Source organism: Roseovarius sp. (assembly GCF_018066915.1).
GTDB lineage: Bacteria > Pseudomonadota > Alphaproteobacteria > Rhodobacterales > Rhodobacteraceae > Roseovarius.
The window spans coordinates 1-16240 of record NZ_JAGPVV010000019.1 but is presented as its reverse complement, the minus strand read 5'-3'; the positions used below and the strand labels follow the sequence as shown (position 1 = coordinate 16240).

Below are 16240 nucleotides of genomic sequence, written 5' to 3'. Positions count from 1 at the left end.
GCGCGGTCGGGGATTGCCAACACACCCCGCAAACCATCATCGCGCCCGCTGAGGGCGCGATACACCGCCGCACAGGATTTGCGCAGCACGCGCCTTTCCTCTTGAAACCGAACGCCCAAACCATGACATAGGGCGCGTATCAGGAGGCGAACCATGGCGCTCCCCGTCCGGGATCAGATGAAGTATTGGGGCGCGGCCATGGCCGTGTTTTTTGTGTTGCTCTGGTTTCTGGGCGACGTGATCCTGCCCTTCGTTCTGGGCGGTGCGATTGCCTATTTCCTCGACCCCGTGGCCGACCGGCTGGAACGTATGGGACTGAGCCGCGCGGCATCGGTCGTGGTCATAACCCTGATCGCCATTCTGGCCTTTGTCGTGATTGTGCTGCTGATCGTGCCCACGCTTGTCAATCAGGCGGTGGCTCTCTTCAACGTGGCACCGGAACTGGCGCGCGATCTGCATGGATTTCTGAGCACCCATTTCCCAACGCTCTTCGAACCTGACTCGGCGCTGAACAAGACGCTGCTGTCCTTGGGCGAGACCATTCGCGAACGTGGCGGCCAATTGCTCGAAACGATCCTCAGCTCTGCGGCCTCCATGGTCAATATCTTGATCCTGCTGGTGATTGTTCCCGTTGTGGCGGTGTATCTGCTCTATGATTGGGATCATATGGTCGCCGAGATCGACAATCTTTTGCCGCGCGACCATGCGCCCGTGATCCGCAGCCTTGCAGGCCAGATCGACAATACGCTGGCCAGTTTCATCCGCGGCATGGGCACCGTGTGTTTGATCTTGGGCACCTATTACGCGGTCGCCCTCATGCTGGTTGGGCTGCAATTCGGCCTCGTGGTGGGCGCGATTGCCGGGCTCATCACCTTTATCCCCTATGTCGGCTCGATTGTCGGGGGCGTGCTGGCCGTTGGCCTTGCGCTCTTTCAGTTCTGGGGCGATTGGCTCAGTGTCGGTCTCGTGGCCGCTGTCTTTGTCTCGGGACAGGTGATTGAGGGCAATTTCCTGACGCCCAAGCTGGTGGGCTCTTCGGTCGGTCTGCATCCCGTCTGGCTCATTTTCGCGCTCTCGGCCTTTGGCGCGCTTTTCGGGTTTGTCGGTATGCTGGTGGCCGTGCCGGTCGCGGCGTCGCTTGGGGTGATCGCCCGCTTTGCCCTTGAACAATACCGCGAAAGCCGCCTTTATCGTGGGCTGGAAAGCATTGATCGCGAATGACGCCGCGCCAACTCAGCTTTGATCTGCCAGTGCGTCCCGCACTGGGGCGCGAGGATTTCTTTGTCTCGCCCGCCAATGCAGAAGCGGTGGCGATGATCGAAGGCTGGCAAGGCTGGCCCGGACGCAAACTGATCCTCGCGGGGCCGAAAGGTGCCGGCAAGACGCATCTGGCGCATGTCTGGGCCTCCCTCTCGGGTGCCCGGATCGTTGCAGCCAATCGCCTCTCCCATGCCGATATCCCCACGCTCGCAAGCGGTGCGGTCGCGGTTGAGGATGCAGATCGGGTGGCAGGGGATCGTCCCGCCGAAGAGGCGCTCTTTCACCTGCACAACCTCGTGTTGGCCGAAGGGCACACCCTCTTGCTCACGGCCGAACGCCCACCGAACCTCTGGCCACTCGTCCTGCCTGATCTGCACAGCCGCATGCAGGGCACGCTGTTGACCCAACTCCGCGCGCCGGATGACACGCTTTTGGCCGCCGTGCTGACCAAGCTCTTTGCCGACCGCCAGATTTCCCCAAGCCCGGACACGATTCCCTATCTCGCGCGGCGAATGGACCGCTCCTTTGATGCGGCACAAGAGGTGGTTGCCGCACTCGATTCCCTGGCCCTTGCGGAAGGTCGCGCAATCACCCGCGCCCTCGCCGCGCAAGTGCTGGACAAAATGGCGCAATAGAGCCACGCTGCGTCACCGTTCCGTTACAAGTCAGCGCCATAAGCCCCCCATGACCCAAGCAGATTTTCTCAAACACCCCACGCCCGAAGCTGTCGATCTGACCGATCTGGACCTCACCGGTCCGGGGCGGTTCTATAACCGTGAGCTAAGCTGGCTTGGCTTCAACTGGCGCGTATTGGAAGAGGCCCAGAATACCCGTGTGCCGCTGCTGGAACGGCTGCGCTTCTTGTCGATTTCGGCCACCAATCTTGATGAGTTCTATAACGTGCGCGTCGCGGGCCTGCGGGAACTGGCGCAGGCGGGCAATACGACCCCGGCCGCGGATGGCCTATCCCCGGCAGAGCAGCTTGTGCTGATCAACGAGAATGCCCGTAAACTGCTGGCCTCTCAGCAAGAGACCTACAATACCCTGCGCCGCGAGCTTGAGGCCGAGAAGATTTCGATCCTCGATCACGGTTCTATCGAGGACGCAGACCGGGACTATCTGGCGGATGTTTTTCTCAACAAGACATTTCCGGTGCTCTCGCCCTTGGCGATTGACCCTGCGCATCCGTTTCCCTTCATCCCCAACCTTGGCTACAGTCTGGCCCTTCAGCTTGAGCGCAAGGCCGACAAGCGCCCGCTTCAGGCGCTCTTGCCCATTCCGCAGCAGATCGCGCGCTTCGTCCCCCTGCCCGGCCCTGAGGGCACCCATCGCTTCTTGCCGCTGGAAGAACTGCTCTTGCTGCATCTGCACAGCCTCTTTCCGGGCTATCGCTACAAGAGCCATTGTGCCTTTCGCGTGCTGCGCGACAGCGATCTCGAGGTCGAGGAAGAGGCCGAAGACCTCGTGCGCGAATTCGAGGTGGCATTGAAGCGCCGCCGCCGTGGCGAAGTGGTCCGCATGAAGATTTCGGCCAACGCGCCCGAGGATCTGCGCCGTGTCATCATGCAGGAATTGCACGTCATACCCGAAGAGGTGGTCGAGGTCGAAGGCATGATCGGTCTGGCCGATCTCAAGGAATTGGTGCTGGACGCCCGCCCCGATCTCTTGTGGCCGCCCTTTACCCCGCGCGTGCCGGAGCGGGTGCAGGATCATGGCGGCGACATGTTTGCCGCGATCCGGCAAAAGGACATGCTGCTGCATCACCCCTACGAGACCTTTGACATGGTGGTGCGCTTCCTGACACAGGCGGCGCATGATCCCGATGTGGTGGCGATCAAGCAGACGCTCTATCGCACCTCACGCAACTCTCCCATCGTCGAGGCGCTGTGCGAGGCGGCGGAGGATGGCAAATCCGTCACCGCCCTTGTGGAACTCAAGGCACGATTCGACGAGGCCGCGAATATCCGACAATCACGGCGGCTGGAACGGGCGGGGGCGCATGTGGTCTATGGCTTCATCGACCTCAAGACCCATGCCAAGATTTCCACAGTGGTGCGCCGCGAGGGCGAAAATCTGGTGACATATACCCATTACGGCACCGGCAATTATCACCCCATCACCGCGCGCATCTACACGGATCTCAGCTTTTTCACCTGCGATACCAAACTGGGGCGGGACGCGACCAAGGTGTTCAATTACCTGTCGGGCTATGCCGAGCCCGAGGGGCTGGAAAACCTCGCGATTTCGCCCAAATCGCTCAAGCCGCGCCTGCTCGAGTTGATCGAGCGCGAGGCCGAGCACGCGCGCGCGGGCAAACCGGCGGCAATCTGGGCCAAGATGAATTCGCTGATTGAGCCCGATATCATCGACGCGCTCTATGCCGCGTCCGAGGCAGGCGTCAAGATTGACCTCGTGGTGCGCGGCATCTGCGGATTGCGACCGGGCATCAAGGGATTGTCGAGCAATATCCGCGTGAAATCCATCATTGGCAGGTTTCTTGAACATTCCCGCATCGTCTGTTTCGGCAATGGCTCTGGCCTTCCGTCCAAGAAGGCGCGGGTGTTCATTTCCTCTGCCGACTGGATGGGGCGCAACCTCAATCGCAGGGTCGAAACGCTTGTCGAGATCGAGAATCCGACCGTCAAGGCGCAGATTGTCAGTCAGGTCATGGCAGCCAACATGGCCGATGTGGCGCAAAGCTGGGTCATGGCCCCCGATGGCAGCTTTACCCGCCCGCCTGCCGTGGAAGGGGCCTTTGCCTTTAGCTGTCACCGCTTCTTCATGGAAAACCCATCGCTCTCGGGACGGGGCTCTGCCGGGGCGTCGGATGTGCCCAAACTGACCCATACCGAGGATTGACCCACGCGCGCCCGTGTCGCATAGAGGGGGCGCGAAAGACTGGGACGGATATGGACGGCACCAACGATCCAACAGAACCCGACGGCGGCCCCTTTGGTCGCCCTCTTTTCGATAGCCCCTCTGCGCGCGCGCTCAGCCGCGTGGGGGTGGTCGATGTGGGCTCCAACTCGGTGCGCCTTGTGGTGTTCGACGGTGCAGCGCGAAGCCCCGCGTATTTCTACAACGAAAAGATCATGTGCGCCCTTGGGGCAGGCATGTCCGAAAGTGGTCGGCTGAACCCAACTGGGCGCAAGCGCGCGCTCGAGGCGCTCAAGCGGTTCAAGATGCTGGCCGAGGGTATGGATACCGGCCCGCTGGTCATCGTCGCCACCGCCGCCGTGCGCGAGGCCAGCGACGGCGAGGAATTCCGCGCCGAGGTCGAGCGGGAAACAGGGCTCAAACTCTGGGTGATCGACGGCCGCGAAGAGGCACGGTTGTCGGCGCAAGGCGTGCTCTTGGGATGGCCCGGCTCTTACGGCCTTGTGTGCGACATCGGCGGCTCGTCCATGGAACTGGCCGAGATCAACGGTGGCAAGGTGGGGGCGCGGGTTTCCTCCCAGCTTGGCCCGCTCAAACTGCGCGACATGAAGGGCGGCAAGAAGGAGCGCCGCGCCTATATCCGCCAGACCCTGAACGCCATGCGCGACGAATTGGGCGAGCAGAAGAACCGCCTCTTCCTAGTGGGCGGGTCGTGGCGGGCCATCGCCCGGATCGACATGGTGCGGCGCAAATACCCGCTGCATGTGCTGCATGAATACCGCATGACCCCCGCCGATGTGCGGGCGACCATCAAGTACATCGAAAAGACGGATGCCGAAACGCTGCGCGCGCAATCCGGTGTCTCGATGGCACGGATCGAGCTTGTGCCGCAGGCGATCGAGGTTCTGGGCGAGTTGATCAAAACCTTCAAGCCGCGCGACATCGCCGTGTCGAGCTATGGTATCCGCGAGGGACTGCTCTATGAGCAGATGCCGCAGATGCTGCGCGACCGCGATCCGCTGATCGAGGCCTGCCGCTTTGCCGAGCAAAAGGACGCGCGCCTGCCGGGTTTTGGCAAGGTAATCTATCACTTCATCCTGCCGCTCTTCAAATCCGCCAAGCCCGAGCGCCGCCGCCTGATCCGGGCTGCCTGTCTCTTGCACGATGTGAGTTGGCGCGCCCATCCCGATTACCGGGCCGAGGTCTGTTTCGACAACGCCACCCGCGCCAATCTGGGCGGGCTCAAACATTCGGAGCGGGTCTATCTGGGCCTCGCCCTGCTGCACCGCTATTCGAACAAACGTGAGGGCAGCCGATTTGCCGATCTGGATGGGTTGCTGACCGACAAGGACCGCCACGAAGCCGAGGTTCTGGGCAAGGCCATGCGCTTTGCCGCGATGCTCTGGCTCAAGCGCAACGCGCATTTGGGGGAATTGCGGTGGTTCCCGCAAAAGAAGGTGCTGGAATTGCGCCTGTCAGCAGAGGCAGCCCCGCTCTTTGGCGAAGTGGCACAAGCGCGCTTTGCCTCCCTTGCCACAGCCCTCTCGGCGCGGATCGTGATCAAGACGCCAAGATAAGCGCGCCGTATCAGTCAGAGTTCGATTTCGCCCTCTGGCAGTGGTGACACATCCTGCATTTCTTGCGGCGTCTTGCGACGCAGGAGGATGTCGCCATTCGGCAGCACTTCGGGCGCGTGAAAGGCGCTGAGATCGCCAATCTCACCCATCAGATCACGCAGCGCCGGGCCCATTTCCTCGACAAACTGGCGCAGCGCGGGCTCCATCTCTTGGGCGCGGTCGCGCAACCCCTCAAGAGCCGGTCCCATCTCGCGCTGTATCCCCTCGAAAAAGAGCCGCGCGCCCTCTTCCATCAGGGATCGTCCCTCATCCTCAGTCGCGTCCTGCGCAGCAAGGGGGGCCGCGCCCAGCACGGTCAGCACACAAACGGTTCGGATCAGGGTCATCGGGGTCATGCAGATCATATAAGCGCTCCAAGTGACGATTTTAAGATCAGAGTTCGAGATCCAGACTGACCGGAAAATGATCCGACGCGGTCAGCAGCGCCTCACGCAGATCGCGGTTGTCAAAGCAGACCGGATCGTCGAACGGGTGCCATATCCGCCAGATGGGACGCCGCGCCATGAGATCGGGCGAAATCAGGATATAGTCGAGCAGCGCCTGCATGTAGCGCCGCTGATCACGCAGGTAGAAGCGCGCCGAAGTATGCACCGCCCCGAACCGCCGCAAGAGCACCCCGCGGGCATGCGGATCATAGAGTGTCTGCGCCGCCTCTTGCCCCTCGCCCATGATGATTTCGACCGAAGAGCGCCCGAAAAGATGCTCGTATTCGTCAAGCCCCGGACCATCGTTCAGATCCCCCAACACGATCAGAGGGTCCGCCGCCGCCAGATGCGTCTCGATCCGTTGCCGCAGCCAGACGGCTTGCGCCAGTTGCTTGCGCCGGTTGGTGATCCCGATGCGGATGGCCTCGTCGCGGCCCACAGCACCATGCGGCGCCTTGGATTTGAGATGCGCGCCGATCAGACGCAGCACCCGACCGGCGGTGGTGGTCAACTCCACCTCGAGCGGCGGCTTAGAAAACGTGACCCGATCCGCGCGGTCGTCGATATCAAGATCGATCCGGAACACACCGTCAAAGCGCGGCGTCCCGTCCCCGGCCCCCGTGGTCGCGCCCTGCGGATCATGCCGCGCGCTCAGCGCGTCCGGATCATAGAGCAGCGCCAGTTCCTGTTGCGTGTCATTGGCAAAGCCGATCAGGGCCCGCCGCGCCCGAAGCTGCATGATTTTTGCAAAATTTTCCAACGCCTTGACTGTGCTGCGGCGACCATTGTCGTCGGGGGCCTCGACCACCAACACCACATCGGCATCCAAAGCGGTGAACACGATCCCGAGCGCCGCAAGCTGGTCGGCGCGTGTCACATTGTAGCGCGCGGACCATGCGCCGTTGTCATGGGGGTGGCCCTGATCGTCAAAGAGCGCGTTGAACCACTCGACATTATAGGTCGCGATCCGCATGGGCGCGTGCCTCGCTGATCTCTTCCCAGGCGCGGTTGATGTCCACCAGCCGCCGCTCTGCAAGGCGGATCGCCTCTGGCGGAACCCCGCGCGCCTGCATGCGGTCCGGGTGGGTCTCGCGCACCAAATCGCGCCAGGCCTTGCGCACCTCTTCCATCGGCGTCTCCGGGCTCACCCCCAGAACGGACCAAGGATCGGAGGGTGCATCCGGCACGAACCGCGTCCGCAACGTGCGAAAGGAGGACGCAGGCAGCGCGAATATCTCGGCCACGCGCGCTAGAAATTCATCCTCTTTGGCGTGATAGACCCCGTCCGCCATGGCGATGTGAAAGAGCCCCTCCATCAGATCGCAGAGCGTGCCGGGCTGGCCCTCGAACATCCGCGCGATACGGCGGGCATAGTCCTCGAACCCCGCCACATCCTGCCGCGCAAGGTTGAAGACGCGGGCAGCATCCGCCTCATCCGTCTCGGCGATCTGGAACACCTCACGAAAGGCCGTGACCTCGTCCCGCGTGACCAGCCCATCGGCCTTGGCCATCTTGGCCGAGAGCGCGATCACCGCGATTGTAAAGGCCACGCTGCGCTCGGGCGGGGTGCGGAGACGGTCGAAAACGGCACTCAGCCCCTCGCCATTGGCAAGGGCTGACAAGGCTTCGGAGATACGGACCCAGATCGACATGGGCGTTACCCTAGACCCATTCCCCGCCCCTGTCAGTGCAAACCATCACAGGACTTTCTGCAAAAGCACCAAATCCATCCAGCGCCCGAATTTTCGCCCCACTTCGGGCATGCGCGCCACCTCGGCAAAGCCGATGGCCCGGTGAAAGGCAATGGCGCCCAAGTTCTCGCCGCTGACACCCGCCACCAGCACATGCATATCCGCCGCGCGCGCCACCTCTTGCAGTCGCGCCATCAAGGCCCGCCCTACCCCGCGCCCGCGCGCCTCGGGAGCCAGAATGACCGTATGTTCGGCGGTATGGGCATAACCCGGCCCCGACCGGAACGTGCCATAGCTGGCAAATCCCAGCAGCCTGCCCGCCTCTTCTGCCACCTGAAACGCGGCACCGCGCGCCGCAAGATCCGCCGCCAAAGTTTCTGGCGTCTTTTCCACCGTGGTAAAGGTGACGGAGGTCTCGCGAATAAGCGGGTTCCAGAAGGCGAGGATCTGGGGAATATCGCGCGGGTCTGCTTGTCTCAGGATCATTCGATCACCCTTGGCCCATGGGGCGTTTCAATCTCGGCCCGCATACCCGTGGGGCCTGGCTCGAACACCACGCGCGCATCGTGCAACTCGGCCCCAACCGTCGCCCGCAGGATCGCCGCTTCGGGATGCGTGACCACCAGCCGCAACAGCCGCGCGCCCGAAGGCGTGAGGCGCGCCGCCGGATGCGCCGCACCCTGCCACTCGATCAGCGCCGGAAAGAGATTGTCCAGCGGCAGGATACCATCCACCGGCACCGCCATTCGCCACCGCAGATCGCCACGCGCCAAGGCCACCGCCTGCCCCGCGCCCGGATGCCGCAAGAGCGCCGCACTCAGATCATCGACCGCGCAAATCCAGTTGCGCAAGCGCGGCACGCCAGTGAACCGATCAAGATCGAACCAGCGCGGATAAGCGGGGGCCGAAGCGCCCGGATCAATCGCGATCAGCTCGAGATAGAGCCCATCCTCCAACCCCAAGAGCAGGTTATGCGTGCCGAAATGCTCATGCTGACCGCCGGGCTGCAACCGCAGGCCAAGTGCCTCTTCGACATGCGCGCGCCCTGCCTCAAGGCTCTGTGCCGCGACCGCCAGATGATCGAGCCGCATCATGGCCTAGAGATCCAGCCGCGCGCGCACCTGCGCCATGAAATCCTCGCCGCGCTGTTCGAAATTGTCGTATTGGTCGAAACTCGCCGCAGCCGGGGCCAAGAGCACCACATCCCCCGGCTCTGCATCGCGCATCGCACGCGCCACCGCCTCGGCCATGGTGGTGCAGACCTCGGTATCAACCGCCCCCAGCCCGATGGCGAATTGTGCCGCTTCGCGCCCGATCACATAGGCCCGGCGCACATGCGCAAGACCGGGGGCCAGCCCGGCCAAACCGCCTTCTTTTTCCAGCCCACCACAGATCCAGCGGATATTCTGGAACGCCAACAGCGCCTTGAGCGCGCTGTCGACATTGGTGGCCTTGCTGTCGTTGACAAAGATGACACCATCCTTTTCCGCCACCCGCTGACTGCGATGCGGCAGACCGGCATAGCTGTGAAACCCTGCCTCGATCACGCGCGGGGCCAGACCCAAGGTCCGGCAGGCGGCATAGGCGGCACAGGCGTTCTGGTGATTGTGCGATCCCGGCAGGCCCTTGACCTCGCGCAGATCAATTGCGCCCACTTGTCGCCCATGCCGATATTCGCTGAGAAACCCCTTGCGCGCAAAGACCGACCAACCAAAGCCGGTAAGTTTGCGATCGACCGAAATGCGGATCACCCGATCATCGGTCGGTCCTTCGGCCATCTGCCCTGCCAGATAGCGCCCCTCGGCCTCGTCCACGCCAATCACCGCCCGGTCCGGTCCGCCTTCGGCGAATAGCCTGCGCTTGGCTGCGAAATACCCCCCCAAGCCGCCATGACGGTCGAGATGGTCGGGCGACAGGTTGGTGAAAACCGCCACATCCGGCGTCAGCGCCCGGGCCAGATCGGTCTGATAGCTGCTCAGTTCCAGCACGACGACGCCGCTTTCCTCGGGCGGGTCGATGTCGAGCACACCGCGCCCGATATTGCCCGCAAGCTGCGCCGCGCGCCCTGCCTCGCACAAGATATGGTGAATGAGCGCCGATGTGGTGGATTTTCCATTGCTGCCGGTGACTGCAATCACTTTGGGGGTCACGTCGAACCCATCCCACTCATCAGTGGCGAGCGAGCGGAAAAAGAGGCCGATGTCATTGTCGACCGGCACACCCACCTCTTGCGCCGCAGCGATCACGCGGTTGGGCGTTGGATAAAGATGCGGGATGCCAGGGCTGACGATGAGAGAGGCGACCCCGTCAAAGGCCCCCGCGCGTGCCAGATCGACAGTGGCAAATCCCTCGGCGGCGGCCGCAGCGCGCGCGGTTTCGCTATCGTCCCAGGCCAGCACCTCGGCACCGCCCGCGCGCAGGGCGCGCGCCGCCGAGAGGCCAGACCGGCCCAGCCCCAGCACCGCAACCTTGGCGCCTGCATATCCTCTGACCGGAATCATTCTGTTCTCCCTTAGGGTCGTTGCCCCGCCCTAGCCACCGCGCATATTTGCGCCGGGACCGGGGCAAGATGCAAGCGTTGGCCAGCAGGCAAAGAGCCCGCCCTCAAGCGTCGAGTTCGGCATCCCAGTAGAGGTAATCGAGCCAACTGTCATGCAGATGGTTCGGGGGAAACTTGCGCCCCAGATTGCGCAATTGCTCTGCCCCCGGCATGCGCGGCGGTTTGCGCAGGCTCAGGCCCGATTGGCGCAGGCTCTTGGAGCCTTTTCGCAGGTTGCAGGGGCTGCAAGCCGCCACAACATTCTCCCAGCTTGTAACCCCGCCCGAGGCGCGCGGCACCACGTGGTCAAAGGTCAGATCGCCCTTGGAGCCGCAATATTGGCACATGAATTCGTCGCGCAGAAATAAATTAAAGCGCGTGAAGGCCACGCGCTTTTGGGGTTTTACGTAATCTTTCAACACGATAACGGACGGTATGCGGATCACCGTGCTTGGGCTTCGGACCCAGTGATCGTATTCCGCCACGATGTCCACCCGATCCGACCAAGCCGCCTTGACCGCCTCTTGCCAAGTCCAGAGCGAGAGCGGGTAGTAGGACAGAGGGCGATAGTCAGCGTTCAGCACGAGCGCCGGAAAATGCCGCAACGAGGCGGGTTCTCTTACGAATTCGGTCCTGAAATCGCCGTCCATCTGACAGACTATCCTCTCACCCCGGTCGTCAGGGATGCAGGTGCCAGAGCGGGCACCTCACCCCGTCCTGAATCCACTATATATCGTCATTGCACCCTGACAAGTGCGATATGTAGCGCTCGATGCTCGGATGTCTAATGGGCCAAGGTAACTGTCCCATGACAAGGCGGTCAGGCCGCTTCTTCTGCCGCCTCGCTGGCCTGCCGTTGCCAGAGGGCGGCATAGCGCCCCTGCCGGGCCAAGAGATCGGCATGCGTGCCTTCTTCGACAACAACACCTTGATCCAGAACAACAATTCTATCGGCATTGGCAACGGTGGACAGGCGATGCGCAATCATGATCACGGTGCGCCCTTCGGCCGCACGCGCCAAGGCACCCTGAATGTCGCCTTCGGTCTGGGTATCAAGCGCGCTGGTCGCCTCGTCGAGGAGAAGGATTGGTGGATTTTTGAGCAGCGTCCGGGCGATTCCCACACGCTGTTTCTCACCCCCCGACAACTTCAGCCCGCGTTCGCCCACCTGCGTCGCATATCCCTCTGGCAAGCTTGCAATAAAATCATGGATCTGGGCTGCGCGCGCAGCCTCTTCGATCTCGGCCTGTGTGGCCCCGGCGCGGCCATAGCCGATGTTATAGCCGACGGTGTCGTTGAAGAGCACCGTATCCTGCGGCACCACGCCAATGGCTGCATGCAGGCTCTCTTGCGTGACGTCGCGCACATCCTGCCCGTCGATCAGCACACGCCCCGCCTGCACGTCATAGAACCGAAAGAGCAAGCGCCCGATGGTCGACTTGCCCGATCCCGAGGGGCCCACGACCGCCACCGTCTGCCCCGCCGGAACATCGAGCGTGACCCCCCGCAAAATGGCGCGATTGGCGTCATACCCGAAATCCACCGCCTCAAGCCGCACAGCGGCCCCTTTCACTTTCAGAACTTCCGCACCCGGCTTATCCTCTACATCAGTCTTTTGCTCTAACAAATCGAACATTTCCGACATATCAACCAAGGCCTGCCGGATCTCGCGATAAACGGTGCCAAGAAAGTTGAGAGGCATTGTGATCTGGATCATGTAGGCGTTGACCATGACGAAATCCCCCACTGTCATACTGCCCGATTGCACGCCCATCGCCGCCATGACCATCACGATCACCAAGCCGCCAGTGATGATCAGCGACTGGCCAAAGTTGAGAAAGGCCAGCGAATAGGACGTCTGAAGCGCGGCCTGCTCATAGCCGGCCATGGCTGCGTCATACCGGCTGGCTTCGCGGCGTTCCGCGCCGAAATACTTGACCGTCTCGAAATTGAGTAGGCTGTCGATCGCCTTTTGGTTGGCGTCGGTATCCTGATCGTTCATTTCCTTGCGCAAGCGCACGCGCCATTCCGTGACCTTGAAGGTAAAGGCGACATAGGTGCCGATTACCGCGACAACCACGACCAGATACCAGATATTGAACACCAGCGCGAGCACGATGCCAATCAGCGCCAGTTCGAGGACGAGCGGACCGATGGAGAAGAGTAGGAAGCGCAGCAGGAACTCGACCCCCTTGACCCCGCGCTCGATGATCCGGCTGAGGCCGCCGGTCTTGCGTGTGATGTGGTAACGCATTGACATTGCGTGGATATGTTGGAAGGTCTTGAGGGCCAACGCCCGCAAGGCACGTTGTGCGACACGGGCAAAGATCACATCGCGCAACTGTTGGAACCCGACCGTCATCAGCCGCGCCATGCCATATGCGACCGTCAGGCCAATCGCCCCCGCCCCCAACATCCAGGCTGCGGATTGCCCCTCTCCGGCCAGCATGTCGACGGCGGCCTTATAGAAAAACGGTGTGCCCACGCCGATCAGCTTGGCCACCACCAGAGACAGGAGCGCCAGCACCACGCGGCGCTTGACCCAGGGTTGATCGGCGGGCCACAGGTAGGGGGCGACCCGGCGTATGGTGCGCCACCCCTTCGAGGGGGCGTCTGACGTGGTAATTCTGGCGTGGCGCATGGGCTGGCCTTTTCAATCCCTTGTCTCAGAGATAGCCCTGAGACAGGGTGATTGCCAGAAAGGATTATTGTGGCAAGGCAAACACTTGGCCGGGATAGATCAAGTCGGGATCGCGGATGCGGTCGCGATTGGCCTCGAACACGCGGACATAGAGCAGACCCTCGCCATAGGCCTCACGCGAGATTGCCCAGAGGGTCGAGCCGGGTTGCACGGTGATGGCGCGGATGGGGCTGGTCTCGGTTGTTTGCGCGGCGGTCAGGAGGGCCTGATCCTCGCGCTTGAAAGGGGTTTCCACCCGCGACGTGACGGCGCCGGTGGTGTCCACCTCGTCCACACGCAGGGTGTAGACGCCGGTATCGACCTCGGGCAAGGGGGTGGTCCAATCCCCGGCGGGAGATATGGGCGAGGTCACGACAGGATCGTTGTCGAGATAAATCCGAACGAATCCAGTGCCTTGCGCGCGGCCAGACAGCTCGACATCGCCGTCGGGCGAATAGGTGATCGCATCGAGGGCGACGCTCGACATGACGTCGGGCGGGGTACCCACAGAGGGGGTCTGCAGGACGCGCACGCCGGTTTCATCGGTCAGAAGCACGGTCTGGCTGGGTTGCTCGCCGCCTTGCGCCTCGGTCACCTCTTGCGAGGAATTTTCTTCTGTATCGGTAACTTGGGTGTCGGAGCTCACAGTTTGCGCGTCACTGGCCGCGACTGTGGTCGGGGTAGGTGCGATGATGATTTCGTCCTCAGAGGCACGCTCTTGGCCGGACGCCTCCGAGCGCATCCGGAGCGACAGGACACGCGGCGCGGTGCTGGCGGGCAGGTCGAGGAATTGCACGAATTTCCCTGCATTATCAGAAAGAACCGCGCCGACATTGACGTTGTCCAAGAGGATGGAAACCTGCGATCCCGGCTCGGCCTGACCGGCAATGATCATCTGACCGCCGGGTTCCAACCGGAACGTGTCGATGGTCGGGGCCTCGGGCATGTCAGGGGTCGGGGCGGGGTCGGGAAGTGCGGGGGCTGGAGCCTCGGCGGTTTCGATCACGGGGGCCGTTTCCGAGGTGGGCGCGGGCTGCGCGCGGAACCAGAGGGCCGCCACAACTGCGCCGATCACCGCCAACCCGCCAAGGCCGACCGCCGATCCAGTGCCTAAGCCACCGAATTTGCTCATCTTTCTAAAAATCCCCCTATCGCGGCGCTTTGGCCGGTTGTCCGAGAATAGCAACAAGGCTATCACGGGTCAAAACAACCCTGCATATGCCCGGAGTGATTTCATGACCGCGCGTTCCGTCTGTGTCTTTTGCGGCGCACGCCCCGGGCGCGACCCTATATATATGCAAGATGCAACCGCCGTAGGCGAGATGTTGGCCGCGGCGGGATGGCGGCTCGTTTATGGCGCGGGGGATGTTGGGCTGATGGGGGCCACGGCGCGGGCGGTGCAAGAGGCGGGCGGCGAGACCTTTGGGGTTATCCCCGCGCATCTCGTGGCTTGGGAAGTGGGCAAGCGGGATCTGACGCAATATATTGTGGTCGAGACCATGCATGAACGCAAGAAAGTGATGTTCATGAATTCAGACGCCATCGTGGTTCTGCCCGGTGGCGCGGGATCGCTGGATGAGTTCTTTGAGGTGCTGACATGGCGGCAACTCGGGCTGCACCAAAAGCCGATTTTCCTATTGAATACAGAAGGCTATTGGACACCTCTCATTCAGCTTCTGGATCATGTGGTGACGCAGGGATTTGCCGGGGACAACGTGAAGTCCTTTGTGCAAAGCGTTGAAACGGTTCAGGATTTGAGGATGGCCCTGCGCGCCGCCCTGTCCTGACGCAGACTGGCGGTGGTGTAAATCGCCAAGGCAGACCAGATCATGCCAAAGGCGATGGCGTGCCAGAAGCTGAAGACTTCGCGAAATAAGAGTGTCGCAACAAGGAATTGCAGGCTGGGGTTCAAGTATTGGACCAGTCCGACCGTGGCCAGAGTGATGCGTTTTGTCGCGTAACTGAACATGATGAGCGGGGACGCGGTGAGGATGCCGGAGAAGGCCAGGAGCAGGCTGTCCTGCCAATTGGTGCCAAAGGCCCCGTGCCCGTCGGAGTGGAACCACCACAAGACCCCCAAGGCAATGGGCGAGAGGAGCAGCACCTCGGCTGTCACGGAAACCACAGGACCAACGGAAAGCCCTTTTTTAACAAGACCATAGAAGCCAAAGCTGGTGGCCAGTATGAGCGCGATCCAAGGTGGGACGCCAAGGCCGATGGTCAGGGTGATGACCGCCGTCGCGGCAAGGGCCACGGCAAAAAGCTGAGCCTTTCCAAGACGTTCGCGAAAGGCGATGGCCCCCAAGAGCACCGCGACCAGTGGGAAGATGTAATAGCCCAAAGAGGCCTCGACCGCCTTGCCGATCTGAATCGAGGTGATGAAAACGAACCAGTTGGTCGAGATCATCAGCGCCGCAAAACCGATCAAGAGCACCGAGTGGCGCGCGCCAAGGGTTTGACGCAAAACGGAAATTCTCCCCTGCACCAAGAGGACGAGCGCAAAGAAGATGAAGGACCAGAGAGTGCGGTGGGCGAGAATTTCAATGGGGGGAATATGATCGAGCAGCTTGTAATAGATGCCCGACAGCCCCCAGACCGTGCAGGTGGCGACCATCGCCAGAATACCTTTGGTCGCCTCGCGCATGTGATGTCGTCCTTCAGATCCGTTGCCCGAGTGCTGCCGCATGTGGCCGGTGGGGGCAAGGGCAAACCTCAAGGTCTGTAAGGTTTGTAAGGTGATTTTGTAAGGTCTGGCACGTCGCGCGGGGTGGGACACGAAAAAGCCCCCCACGACAGAGGTGGGGGGCTTTGACGAAAGTCAGAAGGTCGATCACATCCGCGAAGCGACGTTTTCCCAGTTGACCAGATTGTCGAGGAAGTTGGTCAGATAGGCCGGGCGCTTGTTGCGGAAGTCGATGTAGTAGGAATGTTCCCACACGTCGCAGCCCAGAAGCGCGGTTTGGCCGAAGCAGAGCGGGTTGACGCCGTTCTCGGTCTTGGTGACCTTGAGGCTGCCGTCGGTGTCCTTGACGACCCCGAACTTCATGTCGGCATCGAGTAATTGGCGGAACGCCCGATTGGCCGCTTGGGACATCTCGCCCTGCATGGCCAGCAGCTGTTCCTCTTTCTTG

16 protein-coding genes are annotated in these 16240 nt (G+C 62.0%); 5 read left to right on the top strand and 11 right to left on the bottom strand.

Features of this window, described 5'->3' with window-relative positions:
• The first annotated feature begins 153 nt into the window (after positions 1-153).
• From KBT70_RS01070 to KBT70_RS01055, 4 genes are read left to right on the top strand one after another with little or no spacing between them, the layout of a single operon-like run.
• On the top strand, positions 154-1221 hold the full coding sequence (locus tag KBT70_RS01070; protein WP_296627765.1) for an AI-2E family transporter: 1068 nt from the start codon (positions 154-156) through the stop codon (positions 1219-1221).
• Entirely contained in the window at positions 1218-1895 is a 678-nt protein-coding gene (locus tag KBT70_RS01065; protein WP_296627763.1) for a DnaA/Hda family protein, read from the top strand. Before KBT70_RS01070 ends, KBT70_RS01065 begins: the two co-directional genes overlap by 4 nt.
• Positions 1896-1944: 49 nt before the next feature.
• Complete coding sequence (locus tag KBT70_RS01060) at positions 1945-4119, top strand: RNA degradosome polyphosphate kinase (RefSeq protein ID WP_296627760.1); 2175 nt, start codon at positions 1945-1947, stop codon at positions 4117-4119.
• A gap of 50 nt (positions 4120-4169) precedes the next feature.
• The gene (locus KBT70_RS01055; RefSeq protein WP_296627757.1) at positions 4170-5714 is read left to right on the top strand and encodes a Ppx/GppA family phosphatase; all 1545 of its coding nucleotides are present in this window, start codon (positions 4170-4172) and stop codon (positions 5712-5714) included.
• A 14-nt stretch (positions 5715-5728) separates the two neighbouring features.
• Here KBT70_RS01055 and KBT70_RS01050 read toward each other — a convergent pair whose 3' ends face one another.
• The 9 genes from KBT70_RS01050 to KBT70_RS01010 form a co-directional block, all read right to left on the bottom strand.
• Entirely contained in the window at positions 5729-6109 is a 381-nt protein-coding gene (locus KBT70_RS01050; RefSeq protein WP_296627821.1) for a hypothetical protein, read from the bottom strand.
• A gap of 37 nt (positions 6110-6146) precedes the next feature.
• Positions 6147-7172 carry an endonuclease/exonuclease/phosphatase family protein gene (locus KBT70_RS01045; RefSeq protein WP_296627754.1) on the bottom strand — a complete coding sequence of 342 codons (1026 nt, stop codon included), beginning with the start codon at positions 7170-7172 and terminating at the stop codon, positions 6147-6149.
• Positions 7153-7851, bottom strand: a complete 699-nt coding sequence (locus KBT70_RS01040) for a molecular chaperone DjiA (protein ID WP_296627751.1) — start codon at positions 7849-7851, stop codon at positions 7153-7155. The genes KBT70_RS01045 and KBT70_RS01040 overlap by 20 nt, the downstream gene beginning before the upstream one ends.
• A 45-nt stretch (positions 7852-7896) precedes the next feature.
• Positions 7897-8376 carry a GNAT family N-acetyltransferase gene (locus KBT70_RS01035; protein WP_296627748.1) on the bottom strand — a complete coding sequence of 160 codons (480 nt, stop codon included), beginning with the start codon at positions 8374-8376 and terminating at the stop codon, positions 7897-7899.
• On the bottom strand, positions 8373-8984 hold the full coding sequence (locus KBT70_RS01030; RefSeq protein ID WP_296627746.1) for a VOC family protein: 612 nt from the start codon (positions 8982-8984) through the stop codon (positions 8373-8375). Before KBT70_RS01030 ends, KBT70_RS01035 begins: the two co-directional genes overlap by 4 nt.
• A 3-nt stretch (positions 8985-8987) precedes the next feature.
• The gene (gene murD / locus KBT70_RS01025) at positions 8988-10391 is read right to left on the bottom strand and encodes a UDP-N-acetylmuramoyl-L-alanine--D-glutamate ligase (RefSeq protein ID WP_296627743.1); all 1404 of its coding nucleotides are present in this window, start codon (positions 10389-10391) and stop codon (positions 8988-8990) included.
• A 103-nt stretch (positions 10392-10494) separates the two neighbouring features.
• The gene (locus tag KBT70_RS01020) at positions 10495-11079 is read right to left on the bottom strand and encodes an HNH endonuclease (RefSeq protein ID WP_296627740.1); all 585 of its coding nucleotides are present in this window, start codon (positions 11077-11079) and stop codon (positions 10495-10497) included.
• Positions 11080-11249: 170 nt separating this feature from the next.
• Complete coding sequence (locus KBT70_RS01015) at positions 11250-13070, bottom strand: ABC transporter ATP-binding protein/permease (protein WP_296627737.1); 1821 nt, start codon at positions 13068-13070, stop codon at positions 11250-11252.
• Positions 13071-13134: 64 nt separating this feature from the next.
• Positions 13135-14241, bottom strand: coding sequence for a LysM peptidoglycan-binding domain-containing protein (locus tag KBT70_RS01010; protein ID WP_296627736.1), 1107 nt, complete (start codon positions 14239-14241; stop codon positions 13135-13137).
• Between the two features lie 103 nt (positions 14242-14344).
• Here KBT70_RS01010 and KBT70_RS01005 point away from each other — a divergent pair, with 103 nt between their 5' ends.
• A complete protein-coding gene (locus tag KBT70_RS01005) occupies positions 14345-14896 on the top strand; it encodes a TIGR00730 family Rossman fold protein (RefSeq protein ID WP_296627733.1) in 552 nt (183 codons plus the stop codon).
• Here KBT70_RS01005 and rarD read toward each other — a convergent pair.
• Together rarD and KBT70_RS00995 are read right to left on the bottom strand one after the other, a co-directional pair.
• Positions 14857-15753, bottom strand: a complete 897-nt coding sequence (rarD, locus tag KBT70_RS01000) for an EamA family transporter RarD (RefSeq protein WP_296627730.1) — start codon at positions 15751-15753, stop codon at positions 14857-14859. The genes KBT70_RS01005 and rarD overlap by 40 nt on opposite strands.
• Positions 15754-15939: 186 nt before the next feature.
• Positions 15940-16240 (bottom strand): Fe-Mn family superoxide dismutase (locus tag KBT70_RS00995; RefSeq protein WP_296627728.1); only part of this gene is annotated, 301 nt, incomplete at its 5' end.